The sequence below is a fragment of the Flavisolibacter tropicus genome (genome assembly GCF_001644645.1).
GTDB lineage: Bacteria > Bacteroidota > Bacteroidia > Chitinophagales > Chitinophagaceae > Flavisolibacter > Flavisolibacter tropicus.
Map to the genome: position 1 here is coordinate 3,148,695 of NZ_CP011390.1, position 22,852 is coordinate 3,171,546.

The following is a 22,852-nucleotide window of genomic DNA, read 5'->3' on the forward strand; positions in this document are numbered from 1 at the left end:
AGCATCTTGCCAACGCTAGTTATTTTATAAGCAGTAGTTCGAAAGTGTTAATGTACAATAAAGCACTGAAACCCACGGCGGAAGCAGCAGGTTTTTTAACTAGGTTTGCCGATATTCAAAAATGTTGACATGAAAAAGATTCTGATTACCCTCATTCTTTTTAGCAGTGTGCTGAGTAAGGCATTGGCCGATGAAGGAATGTGGTTGCCACTGCTACTAGGGCAACAAGTGTACAATGACATGGTGAAGAAGGGCCTTAAACTTTCTAAAGAACAATTATATAGTGTAAACAAGGCATCCCTAAAAGATGCCGTGGTGATCTTTGGTAATGGGTGTACTGGCGAACTGGTGAGTGCAGAGGGCTTGATCTTTACAAACCACCACTGCGGCTATAGCCAAATTGCGGCCGCTTCTACTGTAGAACACAACTACCTGCGTGATGGCTTCTATGCTAAAAACAAAGGCGAAGAAATTCCATCACAAGGGCTGTCTGTCCGGTTTTTATTACGCATAGATGATGTAACTAAAGAAGTAATGGATTCGCTTCAAGGCTTAAGCGGCGCTGAACGCCTGGCGGCTCAAAACCGTGTATTGAGCACGATCAATGCGCGCATGAGCGACCCTTCTAAGAGCATTGAAACTTTGGTAAGCAGCTTGTTTAAAGGCAATCAATTCCTGGCCTTTGTATACCAACGCTATACCGATATACGCCTGGTAGGTGCACCTCCGGAAAGCGTAGGCAAGTATGGTGGCGATACCGACAACTGGGAGTGGCCGCGTCATACCGGCGACTTCTCGGTTTTCCGTGTGTATGGCAATAATGGTCAGCCAGCATCTTATGCAGCAAACAATACCCCATTAAAGCCGAAATACTTCTTACCCGTATCTATTAAAGGGGTAAAAGAAGGTGATTTTGCCATGATCTATGGCTACCCTGGCAGCACCAACCGCTATGAAACTTCACTGGGTGTAAAACTGGCTACCGATATCAACAACCCAACGCTTGTAAAGTTGCGCGATGTGCGCCTTAAGTACATGCTGGAAGAAATGAAAAAGGATCCTGCTATCAAGTTGCAGCTAGCCGGCGATTATGCTTCTATTGCCAACTACTGGAAGTTTTATGATGGTGAAACCAAGCAATTGATCAAGTATGATGTATATGGTCAAAAGCGCAAAAGCGAGGAGACCTTTATTAAATGGGCAGCCAATAAACCAGAGTATAAAAACCTGTTTACTGACCTGGAGAGTGCGTACAACGCCTGGCGTCCTTACGCATTGCACCGCGTCTATATCAATGAAGGTATTTTAGGTTCGCCACTGTTGGCTTTTGCTGCCAGCTTGCAACAACTAGAAGCTGCTATGGTAAAACCTGGCACTTCTCAAGCTGATATCAAAAAAGCGTTGGATGCTGCCAACAGCAGCAGGAAAAGCTTTTTGGCTGCACATAACCGCACTTCAGATCAAAACATAGTAGCGGCTGTTTTACAGATGTACTATAACGATGTACCCAAAGAGCAACAGCCTATTGGCCTGTATAATGCCATCAAAAATGAATATGGTGCGCTGGACAAAGCCAGCACGTATCAGAAGTATGCAGAAGCTATTTTCAGCCAAACCATGTTGCTGGACAACAACAAGTGGGATGCCTTTATGCGTAATCCAGATGCTACTGTATTGCAGCAAGACCTGGCGTTTAACTTATCGAGCGCTTATCTTAAAAACTGGCAAAGCAAATATCTTCCTTACTACCAGCAATTTGTAGCCCGCAACAATGAAGCAGGCCGCCTGTACCTGAAAGGTATTATGGAACAAGATCCTAAGAAGATCATGTACCCAGATGCCACCTTTACCATGCGCGTTTCTTATGGCAAAGTAGATGACTACAAACCACGCGATGCGGTATCTTACGATTACGTAACCACGATGAAGGGTGTGTTGGAAAAATACAAACCCGGTGATTACGAGTTTGATCTACCTGCACGTTACCTGGAACTGGCGCGTAAAAAAGACTATGGTCAGTATATAGACAAACGCACCAACGATCTGGTAGTTGGCTTTATAACTTCTAACGATATTACTGGCGGAAACTCTGGCTCGCCTGTTATGAACGGCAATGGTGAGTTGATTGGTTTAGCTTTCGATGGCAACTATGAAGCATTAAGCCATAAGATTGCTTTTGACAAAGACTTAAACCGCACCATCAATGTTGACATCCGTTATGTGTTGTGGTGTATTGATAAATTAGGTGGCGCATCAAATCTGATCAAAGAGTTGAATATTAAGCGCTAAGAGCAGCGCACGCCCCCGACCCCTAAAGGGGAGAAGGCCAACGCACAAAAGATCAAACTCTCTTTACATAAAAAAGCACTCCGTAATTGGAGTGCTTTTTTATGTACATTATCCTTCAACAATCATTGAACATTGATCGTTGAAAATTGAGCATTGAACATTCTTTCATCATTCTTCCTTCCTTGTTCCTAGTTCATTATTCTCTCCCTTGTCAACTTATCAACCAGTCAGCCTGTCAACCCAATCAGCTAATTCCTTCACCATTCACCATTGACCATTCACCCTACCGCTTTATCTTTATGTCTTTACTATACACTTGAAGAAACTATTTTCTACCCTACTGTTATTTTACTGTTGTGCGGCAGAAGCACAAAATGCATTCAGTCTTACAACTGACCTTTCTGTATTGCGTAACCTCGGGGAGAATCAAGGCTTTACCGCCATTGGTCAAACCGTGCAGTTTCAATACCACTTTAAACCAAAGGAAATCGGTTATGCCTGGATCAGTTATTACAGCCCGGGTAGATACCAAAACACGTTAACGGCCACTGCCAAAGATCCAACAACCGTTCCTCCTACGCTTGATTATACAATTAGCTCAGAAATACGCTATCGACAAATATCCTTGGGTTGGAAACATTTCTTTAAAGGGTGGTATGACAGTGAAGAACCTTTTAATATTTACGGCTCCGCGGGCTTTGGCATCTTATTCTCAAAGATTACAAACACCTACAGCCAACCCATTGACAGCACTGTTTACATGATCCCTGCTAAAGCGGCGGCTGGTAGCGATGAAGCCAGGCGCCTGACTTTCGACCTGGCTTTAGGCACTGAAATACGACTTGGTGCAGGTATTTACTTTTATACCGATGTACGCACTTGGCTACAGGCATCCAGCACCCCTTCTCCTTACTATTATGACAACCGCACACCGCAGGTAATTATGTTGAATGGCGGTCTACGCGTATTGTTTGATTAGACCAAGATGATGTAATTGAAAATTATTTCTGCCACAAACGGCACAAGCTCTAATTTTAAAGCACTGATTAAATATTAATCTGAATAACAGAAATATTATGGCCGGCACTACTATCCAATCGATTGAACTCTACAAGTTATTTGTTCCACTGAAAGAACCATTTGTGATCTCTTTAGGTCCCATCAACACCGTTCAGAATGTGGTTGTGATCATCCGCACACAAGATGGCTGTGCGGGATACGGCGAATGCAGTCCGTATATGACCATCAATGGTGAAAGTGTAGATACCTGCTTTATTGTAGGACAGTACTTTGCACAGGTATTAAAAGGTAAGAATGCGTTGAACATTGCAGACTGCATGCAAGCCATGGACAAAACCATTTATGCCAATTGCAGTATTAAAAGTGCCTTTGATATAGCCTTACATGATATAGCGGCACAGCACTCTGGATTACCATTGTATCAGTTCCTGGGCGGCAAAAAAGATAAAGTCCTGCAAACAGACATGACCGTAAGTATAGGCGACCCGGCCAAGATGCAACAAGATGCTGTAAAATTCCGTGAGCAAGGCTTTGAGTTTATCAAAGTAAAATTGGGTGGAACAAAAGAAATGGATGTACAACGTATAGCCGCTATCCGGGAAGGCATTGGCAACGATGTGCCGCTGCGCATTGATGCCAACCAAGGCTGGCCTACAACAGAAGCCGCCATTGAAGTTTTGAACGCTTTAGCACCATTCAATATTGAACATTGCGAAGAGCCCATTCCACGTTGGCGTTTTATGGAACTGCGCCAAGTAAGTGACCAAAGCCCCATTCCTATTATGGCCGATGAAAGCTGTGGCGATGAGCATGATGCCGAACGCTTAATTCAGCTTAATGCTTGCCAAATGTTCAATATCAAACTAGGTAAGGCCTCTGGCTTTTACCGGGCACAAAAGATAGCCAAACTGGGTGCACAAGCTGGTATGGAAATGCAGGTGGGTGGCTTTATGGAAAGCCGGCTGGGGATGACAGCCGCAGCCCATTTTGCCTTGAGCAACGACCATATTCACCATGTGGATTTTGATACCCCTTTGATGTTTACCGAAGACCCTATCATTGGTGGTATTCAGTACCTGGACAAAGGAGTCATAGAAGTACCGGAGGTTCCGGGCTTAGGCGCCGTAGTTGATGACAGCTACCTGCAGAAAGCCGAGAAGTTTATATACGCTTAACTAGCCTTCAAAATAAAACTGGCTCAGCATTATGACATCGTCCAATGCTGAGCCAGTTTGTTTATAGAAGGTCCATCTTACATTTTCCGGGTTGTATCAGCAGGCGGTTGCTGCTGCTGAGGCTTTACTCCAAATTTAGCCGGGTGCACTTTTCCATTATGGCAGGTATAGCAGGTTACCTCTAGGTCGGCATCCAACTTATCCGCATGTTTTACATTAAAGTATTTATCATTCAGCTTCGCAGTCATCTTCAACATATCGCGCGCTATTGATTTATGATTATTACCATCAGACGCAAAGTCCATAGATTTCTGCTCTTGGTTATAGACGTGACAAAAATTACATTTTACTCCTAAGGCCACAGTAAAATGCTTCATCACACTGTCCATCTGCTCTTTGGTAGTGTTTTTAGGTAATACCTTTAAGTTTTTATAGCGTGGTTCATCTTTCGTAAAAGCCGAAGAAATAACCACTGCAAGGGCCAGCCCCAACGTTACTAAGTAAGATTTTTTCATGTGCAGCGCTCTATTTTGGGCCCAATTTATAAAAAAATCTGCCTTAGAAATCATTAACACCATAACCCACCAAACCATCGTAAATTTGCGGGCAAAAGAAAATCTAGCCCATGAGCAAGCTGGTTGAGGAATTTAACGACTACCGCACCCGAATGAATGAGGTGATTTTGAGCAAGAATAATCTGGTGATGAAGCGCCTGTGGAACCTGGATACCAACACCTATGAAGAAGGCGCACTGGATAAAAAGACCAAGGAAATGCTGGGCTTGGTAGCTAGCATGGTACTGCGCTGCGATGATTGTATTAAATATCATCTGGGCAAGAGTTACGAGCTGGGTGTTACCACTGAGCAGATGTACGAGATCTTTGCGGTAGCTAATATAGTAGGCGGAACGATTGTTATTCCGCATACAAGAAGAGCGGCGGAGTATTGGGAGGAATTGCAGACAAATGCTCAATGATCAATTATCAATACTCAACGCTCAATTGAAACTAACTGCATGGATAAACAGAAGTATGATCTGGAAGATAGGCTTGTTGATTATACCTGTAGAATGATTGATGTTGTAGAGGCATTACCTAATACAAGAGCAGGGAATTATATTGCGGGTCAGTCAATGAGATGCTGCCATTCGCCAACTTTTAATTATGGAGAAGTACAGGCTGCAGAATCAAGGTCCGACTTTATTCATAAGTTAGGTATCTGCTTAAAGGAGCTTAAAGAATGCAGAACAGCATTAAAAATTATAATTAAAAAAGGTTTGATTCAACCAACCGACAAGCTTAAGGGGATTTTTCAAGAAACAGAAGAGTTAATTGCAATAATCGCCAAAAGCGTTGAAACAGCTAAAAAGAATAGAGATGCTCAAAACTTGAACATTGAAAATTGAGCATTGAACATTGAATATTGAATATTTATTAAATTAAAATGGAAACTACCACTTTAAATAAACCCGCCCTCACAGCTAAGGATTTTGCAACAGACCAAGAGGTGCGGTGGTGCCCAGGTTGTGGAGATTATTCTATCCTGGCGCAGGTGCAGAAAGTAATGCCGACACTAGGCATTCCTCGTGAGCAAATTGCGATCATTTCGGGTATCGGGTGTTCTTCCCGCTTTCCATATTATATGAATGTGTATGGCATGCACTCTATTCACGGACGTGCTACAGCCATAGCCAGCGGGTTGAAAGCATCTCGTCCAGACCTAAGCGTGTGGATTGTAACAGGTGATGGGGATGGCTTAAGCATTGGCTTGAACCATACGATGCACCTGATGCGCAGAAACTTTGATGTAAACGTATTGCTGTTCAACAACCAGATCTATGGCTTGACCAAAGGACAATACTCCCCTACTTCAGAAGAAAACAAGGTAACCAAGTCTACCCCTTATGGTAGCATTGACCATCCTTTCAATCCATTAGCGCTGGTTCTAGGTGCTGATGCTACGTTTGTAGCGCGTAGTATGGACCGCGATGTAAAACACCTGCAAGCCATGCTGCTCCGTGCACATGGTCACCATGGTACATCGTTTTTGGAGATCTACCAGAACTGTAACATCTTTAATGACGGTGCTTTTGAGACCTTTACTGAAAAAGCAACGAAGGCCGACGAAGCCTTGTTCCTGGAAAACGGACAGCCGTTGATCTTTGGTGCTAACCGCGACAAGGGTATTCGTCTGGATGGGTTTACACCTAAAGTAGTAAGCCTGAACGATGGCTTTAGTGCTGATGATCTGTGGGTTCATGATGAAAGCGATATCTATAAAGCTCAGATCCTGACCCGCATGTTTGATGATCCGAAACTAGCCAATCACTTACCTCGTCCGTTTGGAGTGTTCTATGAAACAGAGCGTCCAACATATGAAGACATGATGTCGCTACAGCTTGAAGAAGCTAAGGCACGCAAGGCTGCCGATCTGGATAAGCTGCTAAGAGGTAATGAGGTTTGGAATATTGCCTAGAACTAGGATTTTTTGGATTAGAAGGATTTTGAGGAAAATGAGTTGAAAGGTTGATAAGTTAATAAGTTGACAAGCACATAAATCGTATATAAAAAAAGCCTCCAGATTGGAGGCTTTTATCATTTTGAGGGTTTACACTTCCTATCAACTTGTTAACCTGTCAACTGCTTTTACTCGCAGCTAGCAGCTCGTAGCTCATTTACTGCAGCAACTCCAGCTCTCGCTTAGCATTATTAAAGATGGTTTTCTTTTTATTCTCGTACCACCATTTGGGTACGGTCGTTTTCATGAGCGTATCAATATTGCGCATACCGATCAGGTTCCAGGCACCTTTTAATTTCCCAGTTAGTGAAGGCTGTAGTGCCCGCAAACTCATAGCAAAGCCACTGTCCAGGTATTCCATATGATGCCAGTAGCCGGCAGGCATAAACAAAGTGTCGCCATGTTCCATGATGACCTCATAGCCATTGGCATGTTTTAAGGCAGGGAATAGGTTATAATCTAGTTTGCTATTCTCGTTGTAATAGTTAGAGAAATCGGCCAAACTCAACACTTCAAATGGTTTACGATACAACTTATGCTGTTCAGAAAACGGAAACAACAGTACACGCTTGCGTCCTACAAACTGTGTATGTAGAATATTGGACAGGTCAATATCAAAATGCATGTGTGTAATAGAGCTGGCCCCGCCGACAAACAACATGGGATACTTTTTTACAAAGCCCTTCATTAGGTGGTCTGGATATGTAAAGTCCTTTACTAACCGGGGTGCATGATCGAAAATATTGAACAGAAAGATTCGCCAGCCAGCTGGCCCTTGGCTGATCATATCTATGTATTCACCAAAGGTTTTATAGTCATCGGCTTTATTGATGGGTGTATAGGCATCGCTTTTAATATTATTGTAAAGACCTACTTTCTGATGCCCTACCAGCTCTTTAAAATAAGACCAGTTCCACTTAGTATAAGCAGGCCACTGCTTAGCCAGATCCTTAATAACAACAGGTTTTTGTGGCGTATAGTATAGATCAACAAATTGCTGTGGCTCAATGAAATCAACGGCGGGTACCGCTTGCAATTGCATGGCTTGTAATTTTAAACAAAGTTAATTTTTGCCTCCAGACATAAAAGCCATTTTTCTTCATACAAATGATTGAATTGGATTACTTTAACAGTCGTTAAAGCTATTCTGGCATGTATGAAATAAAGATTTTGGTAATGAAATTGCTTTGACAAACAGAAAAAGATGCGCATACATATACATCCCGACAATCCACAGCCGCGCTTGATTCGGCAAGTAGTTGATATCTTGAAAGGAGGGGGAGTGATTGTGTACCCAACTGACACCATTTATGGTTTAGGTTGCGATATTTTTCAACAGAAAGCGGTAGAGCGAATTTGCCGGCTAAAAGGTGTTGACCCACAAAAAGCCCAGCTTTCGTTTGTATGCCATGACCTAAGCGATTTAAGCCACTATGCCCGGCAGTTAGAGACTTCGGTTTATCGTATGCTGAAGCAGTATCTACCCGGTCCTTATACATTTATTTTAGACGCCAGCAAACAAGTACCTAAGATCTTAAAAAGTAAGCGCGACACCGTAGGGATCCGTGTACCAGACAACAATATTGCTCAAAGCATTGTAGAAGAACTCGGCAATCCTATTTTAAGTGCCTCCTTGCCTGGTGAGTTTGTAGAAGACTATACCGACCCTGAAATTATTCAGGACCGGTTTGGCAAGCTGGTTGACCTTGTCATTGATGGCGGTATTGGAGGTATGGTGCCTTCCACTATCATTGATGTTACGTCAGGAAGTCCGGAACTAGTGCGCTTAGGCGCGGGTGAATGGGAGATGGTGGAATAGAATTTCAGATTTTAGATTGACGATTGCGGATTGGGAAGAAAAGACGCCGCTTTTAGGAGCTTTACCGTCTTCTCATTGGGAGCACAATCCGCACCTACTCATTACACTTTTCTTTAATTACTTACGGATGCCAGCCGGAGTAGTATAGGCTACTAGCAGAGGCAGTATAGGCTCTGATATGAATGATTAGTGAATGTGGAAGGCAGGTAGAGGGCTTTATCTGTGCAGTTGGTACGGACTTACCTACAGAAGAGGTACAGAAGAGGTACAGACTAGGTACAGATAAGGTACAAGAGACCAGGGAGGGCAGCGCATGCCCCCGGCCCCTGAAGGGGAGCACCCACGCACAAGAGTCCTTCTTTTAAATCCCAAAGGACAAATTCCAAATTCCAGTTATATGAGTCGCACTTACCGAGGATACACTATACTCCCCCTCACAGCTCGCAGCTTGCAGCTTCCCTTACTCACCACTCACCATTGACCATTCACCACTGTCTTTCTTTCTGTGGACTGTCGTCTGTCGACCGTGGACTACACTTCACATCTCCGATCTATCTTTGCGCCTACTGTGACATCAAAAACAAAAGCGCACCTGGCCGTATTAGGCACAAATCTCTTTTTTGCGGCCAACTATAGTTTGGTAAAACTGATTTCACCTGCCTTAATAAAACCTTTTGGCATCAACATTTTCCGTGTAGGTATTAGTTTACTGTTATTCTGGATAGTATGGTTATTTGGCAAGTCGAAAGCTGGTATTCGCAAAAATGATATTGGTCGTTTTTTGCTTTGCGGGTTTATGGGTATTGCCATCAATCAAACTCTTTTTATAAAAGGCCTTACCCTTACCTCCACGGTACATGCTTCTCTATTAACATTAACCACGCCTTTACTTATAACTATACTTGCTTTTTGGGTACTGAAAGAATCCCTTACCCTATTCAAAGCCGTTGGTCTGGCTTTAGGCATTGGCGGATCGGCCTTATTGATCCTTTCAAAGGAAAGCTCCTCGCATGCTACTAATTATTTATTAGGCGACATACTCATAGTCATCAACGCCATTTCATATGCGCTATATTTCATCCTGGTGAAGCCGTTGATGCAGCACTACACTCCATTGCATGTTATAAGGTGGGTATTTACGTTTGGCTTTATGATGGTACTGCCCATAGGACTGTCAGATGTTATGGCGGTAGACTTTAATGCTTTTGAGCCCGTTCACTTTCTTTCTTTGGCGGGCATTGTATTGACCGGTACTTTTTTGGCTTACTTTTTTACTACTTATGGCATTCAGCACTTGGGAGCTAGTATCACCGGCTCTTATATCTATACCCAACCGGTATTTGCCGTACTTATTGCCACATTCGTACTTCACGAAGGCCTTTCCTGGCAGAAATTGGCTGCCGCTGTTTTGATTTTTAGTGGGGTCTTTCTGGTTAACTACCGTAAACGGTGAATGTGATTTCACGCAGAGAGCGCTTCGCGCTGTAATGTTTCGCGCAGAGGCGCAGAGGACGCAGAGGAATGTAGAACTAGGATTATTAGGATGGAGGAGGATGGGGAGGAGAAGGGTTGACAGGTTGATGAGGTGATAAGTTGACAAGGAAAGGAATAATGAACAAGGAACAAGGAATGAAGAAGTGAGGGAAATATTCAATGCTCAATACTCAACGATCAAAGTTCAATGGAGAGAAAAAGAATTGATAAATGAAAAAGCACTCCTTAAGTGGAGTGCTTTTCTTTTTATAGACATTCAATTTCTTCTCCTTTTCTCCTTAGCTCTGTGCGCAACCCTTTCTCCGCGTCTCTGCGTGACACCTGCTGCGTGCAGCGTAAAGCGTATAGCTTGAAGGGCTAGGTCAACGGATTCTTGGGATAGTCGAAGAACAGGAATTGTTTTTCTGCATCTTTGAATGCTTCCCACTTGTCAACAGCAGCGCTCACCGCAAAAATGCCACAGGTGGGCATATCGTCTATGCGTACATTGGTAAGTGTGTTTGCAAATTCAGTAATACCTGGGTTGTGCGAGAATAGGGCTACAATATCCTGTTTATCAGGCAAGGACGCTACCACCCGGTAGAAATTATCCAAAGAAGGCTCATAGAGTTCTTCTTTGATCAGAACATCGTCTTTAGCCACCTTGTATTCTTCTGCAAATAACCGGGCTGTTTTTTTAGCGCGCTTTGCCGGGCTGGATACAAACAGGTCAATCTTGATATTCTTTTCCTTCAGGCGTTCGGCCATGTCGGGCGCATCTTTTTTGCCCCGATCATTGAGCGGCCGCTCCATATCAGGTTGATCAAAACGATCCCAACTACTTTTAGCATGACGAACGACAAGAAGTGTTTTCATACTTTAAAAGTCGGAAAAGAAACGCAGAAATTTAATAGCCCCTTGTGTTTTTACCTTCCATATAATTCATAAAGGCTTTGTTCACCACGCGGTTTCCACCCTCTGTTGGGTAGTTACCGGTAAAGTACCAGTCGCCCAGGTTACTTGGGCAAGCCTCGTGCAATGATTCAATGGTCTGGTAGATCACATCAACCGGAATCGTCAGGTTAGCTGGCGTAATTAGTTGAGCGATCTTCTGGGTAATTTCTTCGTTGGTAAACAGCTTGTAAACTTTCTTCACCACGTTTACGGTATGCAACTGATCGTTTTTGATCAGCTCAACACATTCATTGTATAGCTCCTGTAGCAAGCCATCCTGCCCTCTTTCTTTCAGCAATTCAACAGCAGCATTAAAGGCAATGAAATCGCCCAGCTTACTCATGTCAATGCCATAGCAATCCGGATAACGGATTTGCGGTGAAGAGGAAACAACAATGATACGCTTTGGATTCAAGCGCGCCAACATGCGAATAATACTTTCCTTCAGCGTGGTACCGCGTACAATAGAGTCGTCGATCACCACCAGCGTATCTTCATTTTTACGCACGGTACCGTAGGTGATATCATACACGTGTTGTACCATTTCGCTGCGGCTCACATCTTCGGTGATGAACGTACGCATCTTTACGTCCTTGATGGCAATCTTTTCTATCCGTACCTGCCGACTCACCATTTCTTTCAGCTTTTCCGGGTCTATGTCATTACCCCAGGAAAGAATGCGATCAATTTTGATCTGCTTCAGGTAGTCATCACAGCCTTTTACCAAACCGTAAAAAGCTACTTCTGCTGTATTGGGAATAAATGAGAAGATGGTATTCTTTAGATCGTAGTTAATAGCATCCAGCACTTGCTTGCTGAGGTTATAACCCAATCTTGAGCGCTCTTTATAGATCTTTTCGTCGCTACCACGAGAGAAGTAGATCCGCTCAAAGGAGCAAGCCTTACGCTCTTTGGAGTCAACGATCTGCTCAATGCTGATCTCACCATCATTGGAAACGATGAGGGCATGTCCGGGCATTAATTCTTTTACTTCGTTTTCGCCTACATTGAAGGTAGTGCGGATAGCTGCGCGTTCAGACGCCGCCACTACTACATCGTCATCAATATAATAATAGGATGGGCGAATACCGTGTGCATCGCGGAAAACGAATCCCACGCCGCTGCCGGTAACTCCACCTACATGGAAGCCGCCATCAAAAAGCGGTACGGCCTGACGCAATACGTTGGCTACGTCCATTGTCTGCGGGGAAACTTCATCCTCTTTTACTAAATAATGGTAAATCACTTCCAGCATAGCTGCCAAGTCACTCTGACGCTGAAACTCTCCGGGGTTGATACCTATCTGCTCAAACAGCTCTTCGGTATTAACCAGGTTAAAGTTGCCTGCTAACGCCAGATTGCGAGCTGGTATAGTGTGGCGTTTTATAAAGGGGTGACAAAACTCAGCGTTGTTCTTACCCTGGGTACCATAGCGCAGGTGCCCAATCAGTATTTCGCCCATAAATGACATGTGGCCTTTCATTAGGCCTGCGTGGTTACTGATATCAGGGTTGAACTTTTGAAGTTCTTTGTACTCTTCACCTATCTGGCGAAACACATCAGCAATCGGTTGATTGGCACTGCTGCGAATACGAGACAAGAAAGGATATCCCGGTTCAACGTTTAGCTTAACAGCAGCTACACCGGCACCATCCTGGCCACGGTTGTGTTGCTTCTCCATAAGTAGGTACATCTTGTTCAGACCCCACATTACGGTGCCGTATTTCTGTTGATAATGGGCGAAAGATTTGCGTAGTCTTATAAAGGCTAATCCGCATTCGTGTTTAATGGCGTCGCTCATGCTCTTGGTAAGAAGCCGCAAAGCTACGCCAAACTGTTTTAGTTGAAAACACAATTACTGATTTTGGGGCAAATTTGGCAGTCCTATAGGAACTGTCACCTTTATAATACAGCCCTGGCCTTCAGCCGTTATAATTTCAACCCTGCCGGCAAATAGCTCTACGCGGTTCTGTATATTAGCTAGCCCCAAACCTTTACGTACCCGGGCTAGGTCAAAGCCAATGCCATCGTCAGCGAACTTCAGAAAAATAGCAGATGCATTGTTTTCTAGCGTGATTTCCACCTGCTGGGCGCGGGCGTGTTTTACCACGTTATTTAACTGTTCCTGAATAATACGGAAAAGCATGAGCTTCTGGTTATCAGGAACTTTAGCTTCATTAAACCTTGAATCATCCAACTTAATTTCAAGTGTTTGAGTTCGGGCCAGGGTTTCAATCAGGTCGCTGATCGATTCTACCAATCCCAGGTCACCCAGTGTAGGAGGCATCAGTGAACGGGAAATATCACGGATCTCATTGATGACATCAGACACGCTACGCAGTGCCAACCCTACCATCTCTTGCGATTCAGCATTTACCGTAGATTTTGCCAGGTCAAGATAGAGTTTCGTTGTCGTTAATTGCTGACCAATATTGTCGTGCAGTTCCTTTCCTATTTCACGACGTTCTTTTTCCTGCCCATCAATCGTTGCCTGCGCCAGCAAGCGTTGATGATAGATCTCTTCAAACCGCAGCTTATTCTCCAATTTCTTCCGTTGTGTAATATCGGTCAGAGAAGTGATGATATGGAAAAGCTTGCCTTCTTCATTGAAAATAGGATTCACATCAACCATCATCCACTTTTGTTCAGAAGAATGCTCCATAAAGATGCCTAATACTATTCCGCGTACCGGCTTACCAGTCTTTATAACTCTGGCTACTGGGCGGTCGTGTGGGGCCACAGGGTTTCCCTGTTCATCAACAGCCGTGGGTATAATATCCAAAAAGAACTTCCCTTTTAATTTTTCTTCGCTTCCACCCAACAATTCTGCAGCCAGATGGTTCACCATTTCAACTTTACCTTCCTCATCCTGTAAAATCACTCCTACCTGTAAATCCTGGATCATATGGCGAAAGCGCTCTTCACTTTCTGCCAAAGCATCATTGGCCTTCTTACGAAGCGAATCATCGTGCAGGTAAATTACTATGCTATTGATATGGGGGTTATGCAATTGACTATGCCCGCGCACCATACACCAGGTCCAGTTGCCATTCTTTTTACGAACACGAATTACTACAAACTGTATATCACTTGCCCGTTTATTGTCTTCCGTATCTGATAAAACATCTTTAATAATGGTATCCTGAAAAGATGAAAAGGCATACGCCACATCATCGGGATGCACAAAATCCAACGCACTTTTTCCTAGCATGTCTTCACTTTCGTAGCCTAAGACATTGTAGATTGATGGAAAAACAAATCGGATAGTAGTGTCGGGATCAACGAGTAGCATTCCGTCAAGAGAGTTGGCAATCAGGCTGCGGTAAAAACTTTCACTTTGCAAAACCTTTTCCTCGGCACGCTTACGATCTGTTATTTCGTGACTTATAAATAAATAACTCTTCCTGTCACCCTTTTCATCATAGATACAATTGATCGTTTTCCGGAAATAGCGGAATTCACCCTTTTTGTTTTTAATACTGGTTTCTCCTATCCAAAAACCCTTTTCAGCCAAAGCCTTTTGCACATCCTCTTCTGTTTCACTTACCAGTGCCGATTCAGCTATGTCATAACAAAACCGACCTATAGCTTCTTCCTCTTTACATTCATACACCTCTTCAGCCACTTTGTTCATCGACAAAACACTAAATTCCAAATCTGTCACAATGATACTGTCACGAACATTTTCCAACACCATAGCCTGGTATTGCAGCTGCTCTTCTTTTTTCTTTGTATCGTCTATATCTATTACCGATCCAATGTAGCCAAGAAAAGTACCGTCTTCTAAAAAACGGGGAATACCTGTATCCTGTACCCAGCGGTATTGCCCATCGCCTCGCTTCAACTTATAAATTACAGTTACAGGTAAACGCTTTTTAAAATGTGCTTCAAACTGTACAAGTATGTCTTTAACTTGTTCAGGGTGTATCAAATTAGCCCAGGAAGAGCCTAACAACTCGCTTGTTGTATAGCCGGTATATTTTTCCAGGTAGCGATTTACATAAACAACCTTATCTTCCGGACTAATCATCCAGATGCCTACCGGCGCTGAGTCGGCCAACTCCCTAAAGCGACCTTCGCTTTCCTGCAACAGCAACTCGGCTTCTTTGCGCTCCGTAATATCTGTACCACTAATGATATAACCCAGTGGCTCATCCTGATCATCCTTCATCAGCTTAAAACCGGTTAACAAGGTAACCAGCTTTTGATCGGTTGGCCGAATAAAAGACATTTCTCCACGCCATCCTCCTTCCTTAAGAATCTGCGCGCGCACTTCCTCTCGAGTAGTGTTATGATAATGTATATCTATATACTGACGAACATTCTTTCCAATTACTTGTTGAGCGCTTAAGCCATACACTTTTTCAGCTGCAGTATTCCAGGTAAGGGGCTTAAAATCCAGATCGGCTGCGGTTAATACATCAGAGGTTTGTTCCACCAGGTCGGCCAGAAGACGTACTTTCTTTTCTACTTCTTTTACCTGTGTAATATCACGCTGCGATCCCCATATCCGTTTTAAAAACCCATTTTCAACAATCCCAATCGCATTGTTTAAAAAATAAACAGAGTTACCAAAGCGATCTTTTTCATGCGACTCGGCGCTGACTACTTTAAAGTCGTTGGTGATAAAGCCTTTAACGTATTCGATATTGGCTTCATCGCTGAAGTCAACTAAGTTCTTTGTTACCAGGCCCACCATTTGGCTACCGTATTCATAGCCATACATTTGCGCTAAGGCATCGTTACATTCGGTAAGACAGCTTTCTTTAATGGCATCCAAAATTGCTTCTACAGAGGCTGTAACAGGCATTGGCTCCAATAGTTCCTGGCAAAAAATCCCCTCTGAATTTTGATCAATAAATCCCTTATATCGTTTAGCCGTAGCTGCCAGTTGCTCCTGTTTGGCATAGCGGCTGGTAATATCGATAAGTGTAATTTGATGCAGCACATCTGCTTCATGCACTAAGGTCTGTACATGCATGTCTGCTGTCAGAATTTCCTGTGTTGTTTTTTGCAACTGTACAATCGTATTCCATGGAGCTCCTTCTTTACTGCGCTGTAAGGCTGCAGCTGTTTTTACTTTATCAGCAGGAATTAATATATCGGTAAAGGTGCGGAGGAGAAGTTCTTGTGCTGTTAATTGTAATAAAGCAGTAGCTGCTTTATTAGCCGAAACAATTTTCAAATTGCTTCTGAGTACCAAAATGGTAGGCAGCGGATGGGACTCAAAGAAAACTAATGGTTTTGATGATCCCTCATATTTTTTAGTACCGGAAAATATAGACACAGGCTTGGGATTAATGGACAGATTACCCTTTAAAATTATAGGCATATAGCCAGATTCCCCTGACAAGTCAGAAAAATTTTTGACTTGTCAGGGGAATCTTTATTTAAAACGTTCAAAACTGCTTTCTAGTTTGTAGCCAGCTTTGCTGCACCTTTCCATTTTTCCAATTGCTGACAATTGCCAATGGTAGGATCCACCATGATGTAGTGTGTAGAGATGCGGTTAGACATCCACTTGTCCAACACCTGCATCTTCTTTTCTTCTAAAGCAGCTGTTGCAATTTTATTATAGTCATCACGCATGTTCATACGGTGTGGCTCTGTACGTGATTTCAGGTATAAGATACGCACTCCTTTTTTGCCTCTTTCGTCAGCAAAATTTATTGGCTGGGAGTACTCGCCCAATTTTAATTTATCTAGTTGAGCCACTACATCCTTGTCCAATTCGTCAATGGTCAGGTAAGTAGAGCCTGTAGTTTTACTTGTAATGAATGGTCCGGAAAACTTCGCTGCTTCATCTTCACTGTAGCGGCCGGCAGCAGTGCTAAAGTCAAGCGTTCCGGCAATTAACTTGGCGCGTACAGAGTCTAACTTAGAGCGTCCTGCGGCCAGTTCCGCATCCGTGACCGGAGGCACACGCAGAATATGTTTTACAATGGCGTCATCTCCATTGCGTTGTACCATTTGAATAATGTGATAACCAAACTTGGATTTGATCACTGGAGAGATCTCTCCTTCTTTTAAACGGAATGCAGCAGAAAGAAATGCAGGATCCCAGGTCTTTTCTGTTCTATTGATCTGGTACTGCCCACCTCTGTCTTTAGAACCGGGGTCTTCAGAATATTGCTTTGCCAATTGATCAAAAGAAGTGATACGCATCTCTACTTGTTTCTTGTAATTGTTCAATTCGTCAATTACATATTTTTCAAGATCGCGAGAGGCTTTTGGGAAAACAGCGATCTGGCCAATTTCCACTTCTGTCTCAAAGAAAGGCAGGCTATCTTTTGGTATACGGTCAAAATAAGCTTTTGCTTCTGTAGGAGTAATGCGTACGCTTTCAACGATCTTGCGCTGCATGGCTTGTGCCAGTTTGTTCTCTCTTACTGATTCGCGGGCATCGTCTTTAATCTGGTAAATAGTTTTTCCAGCTATGGTTTCCAGCTGCTGCTGTGATCCATAGGCGTTTATAAAGTAGCGAATACGCTGATCCAGTTCGGCTTCTATTTCTTCGTCTGAAACAGGCAGTGAATCTTTTTCAGCTTGCAGCATCAATAATTTCGACACCAAGGCTTGCTCTAATATCTGGCATTCAGCGTCTGCTGGCACTGGATTACCCTGGCGGGCCGCATCGGCAATAGCATTTTTAATATCTGAGTATAAAATAATCCGGTCGCCCACAACACCTACAATCTTGTCTGCTACTGCTTTTTGTGTTTGTGCGGTAGCGAAAGATGTAATACCTACAAGTCCGAGCAAGAAGGAAAAAACTTTTTTCATATACAATGATAGACGTCAAAAATAGGTGTTCCCAGCAGAAATCCCTGCCGAAAGCATTATGGATTAACAAAGTTTTGCTGACCGCGGATTTTTGAGATTAGCGGGATTAATGGGATTAAGTGTCTGTAGATGGATGTATTCTTTCTCTATCAGACTTTCTGTTATAGCGGGGCCTGCATGTGGGGCTGGGGGAGGAACGCTGTTTTTATCCATGAACAGGCATAAAAAAAGGTCAGAACCATTGTTCTGACCTTGAGAATGTTTATTGTATGTATTACAATGTACGTTTGATCTCTTCCAATTCGAAGGCTTCGATGATGTCGCCCACTTTGATATCGTTGAAGTTCTTCACTGTCAAACCGCACTCCATACCAGACTGAACATCTTTTGCATCGTCTTTATAACGCTTCAATGAGCCCAGTTCAGCATTTTGACCTTCGCCTTTTGGATATTCTACGATACCATCGCGAATAACACGGATCTTGTTGTTGCGGCTGATCTTTCCATCCAACACGAAACAACCGGCAACGGTAGCTTTATCAAAGCGGTATACTTCGCGTACTTCCACATTGGCCACGATCTTCTCCTGCACTTTCGGCTCCAACATACCCTCCATCGCGCTCTTGATTTCATCAATAGCCGCGTAGATTACTGAGTATGTTTTGATCTGGATACCGGCGCCATCTGCCAGGCGGTTGGCCTGCATAGACGGACGTACGTTAAATCCAATGATCACCGCATCTGATGCTTCTGCCAGTACAACGTCACTTTCGTTGATCTGACCTACACCTTTATGGATCACACTCACCAGGATCTCCTGGGTAGAAAGTTTTTGTAAAGAGTCACTCAACGCTTCTACTGAACCGTCCACGTCACCTTTGATGATCACTTTCAGTTCTTTGAAGTTTCCAAGTGCTAAGCGGCGACCGATCTCATCCAGGGTAATGTGCTTCTTCGCACGCATACCTTGTTCACGAAGGATCTGGGCACGGCGGTTAGCTATATCTTTTGCTTCTGCTTCATCCGCATACACTTTAAACTTCTCACCGGCTTGTGGCGCACCGTTTAAGCCAAGGATCAGTACTGGAGTTGATGGTCCGGCTTCATCCACACGTTTGTTACGTTCGTTGAACATCGCTTTTACACGACCAAAGTGTTGACCACTCACTACAATGTCTCCATTATTCAGCGTACCATTCTGTACCAGGATGGTAGCTACGTAACCGCGACCTTTATCCAAGGAAGCTTCAACAATGCTACCGCTAGCCTCACGGTCTGGGTTGGCTTTCAGATCAAGAATTTCCGCTTCCAGTAATATTTTCTCCAATAACAGATCTACGTTGGTACCTTTCTTAGCCGATAATTCCTGGCTTTGATACTTACCACCCCACTCTTCCACCAATAAGTTCATACCCGCTAGCTGCTCATAGATCTTTTGTGGATTAGCGCCGTCTTTATCAATTTTGTTGATGGCAAATATCATTGGTACACCGGCTGCCTGTGCGTGGCTGATGGCTTCACGTGTTTGTGGCATAATCGCATCATCAGCGGCAATTACAATAACAGCAATATCGGTAACCTTAGCACCGCGGGCACGCATGGCCGTAAAGGCTTCGTGACCAGGCGTATCTAAGAAGGTAATATCTTTTCCATTCGGAAGGTTTACCTGGTAGGCACCAATGTGCTGGGTGATACCACCCGCTTCACCAGCTACTACCGTTGCGCTACGGATGTAGTCAAGCAATGAAGTTTTACCATGGTCTACGTGACCCATGATGGTTACAATTGGCGAGCGAGGCTCCCTTTCGTGATCACCATCTTCCTCTTCTACTTCCTCCATCTCCATTTGCTTCTCCATATCGATGAACTCTACATCATACCCGAACTCACTTGCCACCAGTTCAATTACCTCGGCATCCAGGCGCTGGTTGATAGACACCATGATACCCAAGCTCATACACTTACTGATCACCTCTGCAAAGGAAACATCCATCAGGTTAGCCAATTCGCTCACTGAGATAAACTCGGTTACCTGCAGTTTGCTGCCTTCAGCTCCTTCTGCCATTTCAGCCATTTCGTGGCGCTTGTCGCGGCGAAGCCTTTTCGTGCTCTTACCACCACGGCCGGTACCACCAGAAAGTTTGGCTTGTGTTTCCTGTATTTTCCGTTGAATTTCTTTTTCGTCGATTTGTTTGTCTTCGCGTCTTTGGAAGCCACCACCTTGGCGCTGACCTTGACCAAAGCGGCCACCGCCTTGTCCAAAGCGACCACCACCTTGTTGCTGGCCACCTTCTGGTCTACGCTGAACAGTAAAGCGTCCACCGCCGCCGCCACTTTGTTGCTGGCCTTGCTGTGCTTGGGTTTGGGCTTGGCCCTGCCCCTGTTGTTGACCTTGTTGCTGGCCGCTGGGGCGTACCTCTTTCTTTTCAATAGGAATGCGCTTGCGTTTACGCTTTTCATCCAATTTCGGACGCGTATCGCTGTCTACAGGCAATTGAATTTTACCCAGGATCTTAGGCCCTGTAAGCTTTTCAGCCTGTATATTCTCTATTACTGGTGGAGCCTCTTCAACAGGCTGTTGTGGTTCTTCAATCACTTCTGGCTGCGCTTCCGCTGCCGGCATAATAACTTCTGGTTCTGGAGCAGGCGCTTCTTCTACCGGTTCAGGCTTCACTTCAGGCTCTGGTTGCGGAGCAGGAGCAGGAATAGGTGTTTCTGCTTTTACCTCAGGCTCTTGAACTGCAGGCGCAGGCTTTTTCGTTATACCCTTTTTAGGGCGTGTTGACGAATCTATAGCCGACAGGTCAATTTTATTGATCACTTTAGGCCCTTCAATTCCAGGCGTTTCCAACTTAACTACAGCTGGCTCCTCTTTAACAGGCTCTGGCGGTGCTTGAGGCACTTCAGGCTCTGGTTCAGGAGTAGGTGGCGCCTGTACTTCTACAGGAGCTGGAACTTCAGGCTCAGGCTCTGGTTCCGGAGCAGGCGGAGGTGTTGCAACCTCTGGTTCGGCAGGGGCTACTTCTTCTTTTTTAACAGGCGCTTTCTTTTCTTCTTTACGGAAATGCACCTCTTCTTCATCCTTCCGCTTACGGGCATCGAGGGCTGCACCTTTCGGCAAGTCGATCTGCTCGCTTTTCAGCTTCGCTACTTTATCGCTTTGGAACTCAGCCTGCAAAGCCCTATACATATCTTCGGTCAACTTGGCCGTTGGCTTCAACTCATCTTTGTCGAAACCTTTGTTTACCAAAAAGTCCACCAGCGTGTCTTTACCGATGTTGAACTCTTTAGCGGCTGCCATTAACCGGGGTGTTGATACTTCTGCCATTAACTGTTTTTATTATTCTAAATCGTTTACCTGGCTTATTAGGACCAGGATTTGGGTTATTCTATTTTGTTCTTCTTAAATGCTGATTACTCAGACACTTGGTACTATTCTTTCAACAGGCTGGATATAAGAGACGCCAAACTTGAAGCTTAGGCTGCCTCTTATTAAAGAACGAACTTATCCTTTTTCGAATTCTGCCTGTAAGATCTTTCTAACATCCTGGATGGTTTCTTTTTCCAGGTCAGTTCTACGCTCTAATTCTTCTGCGCTCAACTCTAATACGCTTCTTGCAGTGTCGCAACCCACGCGTTTTAATTCATCAATGACCCAAGGTTCAATTTCATCGCTGAATTCTTCCAGGTCAATATCAAACTCTTCTTCCTGGCCCTCATTGTCTCTGTATACGTCTATATCATAACCTGTCAATTCACAGGCCAGCTTGATGTTTACACCACGACGACCAATAGCTAAAGACACCTGGTCAGGTTTCAGATATACACTGGCGTGTTTCTCTTCCTGCTCCAGTTCCATAGTAGTGATCTTAGCTGGCGTTAAGGCCCGCTGAATTAAAAGTTGTGTATTGCTGGTCCAGTTGATAACGTCAATATTCTCATTCTTTAACTCACGTACAATACCATGGATACGGCTACCTTTCATACCTACACAGGCTCCTACCGGATCTATACGATCGTCGTAAGATTCAACAGCCACTTTTGCTCTTTCACCTGGGTCGCGAACGATCCTTTTAATAACGATTAAGCCATCGAAGATTTCTGGTACTTCTATTTCCAACAATTTTGCCAAGAAATCAGGTGATGTACGGGAAAGTATAATAACAGGGCTATTATTTTTCATATCCACCTTTTTCACGACAGCACGGATATTTTCACCCTTCTTAAAATAGTCCTGTGGTATTTGTTCGCTCTTAGGCAGGATTAATTCGTTGCCTTCTTCATCCAAAAGTAAAATCTCTTTTTTCCACACCTGGTATACCTCAGCACTAATGATCTCACCAATGCGGTCGGCATATTTTTTAGCCAGTACGTTCTTCTTCAAATCAGAGATACGGCTAGCCAAGGTTTGCTTAGCAGCCAAAATAGCGCGACGGCCAAATTCTTCCAGGTTTACCTCTTCATATACTTCCTCACCTACTTCATAGTCGGGAGAAATTTTAATGGCATCTTTATATTCAATCTCCTCTAAGGTATTATACACGTCGTCATTATCTACAACTGTACGACGGCGGAAAATTTCCAAGTCACCTTTTTCTGCGTTTACGATCACATCAAAGGTTTCATCACTACCGTATTTTTTCCGGATCAGTGTTCTGAATACATCTTCAACCACACGCATTAGCGTAGGACGGTCAATGTTTTCGGCATCCTTGAAATCCTGAAATGCCTCTATCAGATTGATACTTGCCATATTCTTGGTTTTTAGCTTCACGCTGCAGGCTTCACGCTTCACGCATAGGGCCCCAAAGGCTTTCAGCGT

The 22,852-nt window shown here is 43.9% G+C and carries 16 protein-coding genes; 8 read left to right on the plus strand and 8 right to left on the minus strand.

Annotated elements, in window-relative coordinates; genetic code table 11:
* Positions 1-129: 129 nt before the first annotated feature.
* The 3 genes from SY85_RS13370 to SY85_RS13380 all read left to right on the plus strand — a co-directional run bounded on the left by SY85_RS13370 (position 130) and on the right by SY85_RS13380 (position 4,484).
* Entirely contained in the window at positions 130-2,289 is a 2,160-nt protein-coding gene (locus SY85_RS13370; RefSeq protein ID WP_066405281.1) for a S46 family peptidase, read from the plus strand.
* A gap of 316 nt (positions 2,290-2,605) precedes the next feature.
* Entirely contained in the window at positions 2,606-3,268 is a 663-nt protein-coding gene (locus SY85_RS13375) for a hypothetical protein (protein WP_148661188.1), read from the plus strand.
* 97 nt (positions 3,269-3,365) lie between these two features.
* Positions 3,366-4,484: a mandelate racemase/muconate lactonizing enzyme family protein gene (locus SY85_RS13380; RefSeq protein WP_066405285.1), complete on the plus strand. Its 1,119-nt coding sequence runs from the start codon at positions 3,366-3,368 to the stop codon at positions 4,482-4,484.
* A gap of 77 nt (positions 4,485-4,561) precedes the next feature.
* Here the strand turns inward: SY85_RS13380 and SY85_RS13385 are convergent, their stop codons facing one another.
* On the minus strand, positions 4,562-4,999 hold the full coding sequence (locus SY85_RS13385) for a c-type cytochrome (RefSeq protein ID WP_066409744.1): 438 nt from the start codon (positions 4,997-4,999) through the stop codon (positions 4,562-4,564).
* Positions 5,000-5,109: 110 nt separating this feature from the next.
* On the opposite strand from SY85_RS13385, the gene SY85_RS13390 reads away from it, so the two are divergent.
* From SY85_RS13390 to SY85_RS13400, 3 genes are read left to right on the plus strand one after another with little or no spacing between them, the layout of a single operon-like run.
* On the plus strand, positions 5,110-5,460 hold the full coding sequence (locus tag SY85_RS13390) for a carboxymuconolactone decarboxylase family protein (RefSeq protein WP_066405288.1): 351 nt from the start codon (positions 5,110-5,112) through the stop codon (positions 5,458-5,460).
* A gap of 39 nt (positions 5,461-5,499) precedes the next feature.
* A complete protein-coding gene (locus SY85_RS13395) occupies positions 5,500-5,889 on the plus strand; it encodes a four helix bundle protein (protein WP_066405290.1) in 390 nt (129 codons plus the stop codon).
* Positions 5,890-5,927: 38 nt separating this feature from the next.
* On the plus strand, positions 5,928-6,959 hold the full coding sequence (locus SY85_RS13400) for a 2-oxoacid:ferredoxin oxidoreductase subunit beta (RefSeq protein ID WP_066405299.1): 1,032 nt from the start codon (positions 5,928-5,930) through the stop codon (positions 6,957-6,959).
* 199 nt (positions 6,960-7,158) lie between these two features.
* Here SY85_RS13400 and SY85_RS13405 read toward each other — a convergent pair whose 3' ends face one another.
* A complete protein-coding gene (locus SY85_RS13405; RefSeq protein WP_066405301.1) occupies positions 7,159-8,043 on the minus strand; it encodes a cupin-like domain-containing protein in 885 nt (294 codons plus the stop codon).
* Positions 8,044-8,205: 162 nt separating this feature from the next.
* Here SY85_RS13405 and SY85_RS13410 point away from each other — a divergent pair, with 162 nt between their 5' ends.
* Entirely contained in the window at positions 8,206-8,820 is a 615-nt protein-coding gene (locus tag SY85_RS13410) for an L-threonylcarbamoyladenylate synthase (protein ID WP_066405303.1), read from the plus strand.
* Between the two features lie 568 nt (positions 8,821-9,388).
* Positions 9,389-10,273 carry a DMT family transporter gene (locus SY85_RS13415; protein ID WP_066405304.1) on the plus strand — a complete coding sequence of 295 codons (885 nt, stop codon included), beginning with the start codon at positions 9,389-9,391 and terminating at the stop codon, positions 10,271-10,273.
* Positions 10,274-10,671: 398 nt separating this feature from the next.
* Here the strand turns inward: SY85_RS13415 and SY85_RS13420 are convergent, their stop codons facing one another.
* The 6 genes from SY85_RS13420 to nusA form a co-directional block, all read right to left on the minus strand.
* Complete coding sequence (locus tag SY85_RS13420; RefSeq protein WP_066405306.1) at positions 10,672-11,169, minus strand: SixA phosphatase family protein; 498 nt, start codon at positions 11,167-11,169, stop codon at positions 10,672-10,674.
* A 31-nt stretch (positions 11,170-11,200) separates the two neighbouring features.
* Positions 11,201-13,102 (minus strand): amidophosphoribosyltransferase, encoded by a 1,902-nt coding sequence (locus SY85_RS13425; RefSeq protein WP_226998828.1) that lies wholly within the window; start codon positions 13,100-13,102, stop codon positions 11,201-11,203.
* Positions 13,103-16,579: a PAS domain-containing sensor histidine kinase gene (locus SY85_RS13430; RefSeq protein WP_066405308.1), complete on the minus strand. Its 3,477-nt coding sequence runs from the start codon at positions 16,577-16,579 to the stop codon at positions 13,103-13,105.
* Between the two features lie 80 nt (positions 16,580-16,659).
* Positions 16,660-18,030, minus strand: coding sequence for a peptidylprolyl isomerase (locus tag SY85_RS13435; protein ID WP_066405310.1), 1,371 nt, complete (start codon positions 18,028-18,030; stop codon positions 16,660-16,662).
* A gap of 274 nt (positions 18,031-18,304) precedes the next feature.
* Positions 18,305-21,358 carry a translation initiation factor IF-2 gene (infB, locus tag SY85_RS13440; RefSeq protein ID WP_066405312.1) on the minus strand — a complete coding sequence of 1,018 codons (3,054 nt, stop codon included), beginning with the start codon at positions 21,356-21,358 and terminating at the stop codon, positions 18,305-18,307.
* 177 nt (positions 21,359-21,535) lie between these two features.
* On the minus strand, positions 21,536-22,783 hold the full coding sequence (gene nusA, locus SY85_RS13445) for a transcription termination factor NusA (RefSeq protein WP_066405314.1): 1,248 nt from the start codon (positions 22,781-22,783) through the stop codon (positions 21,536-21,538).
* Positions 22,784-22,852: the final 69 nt, after the last annotated feature.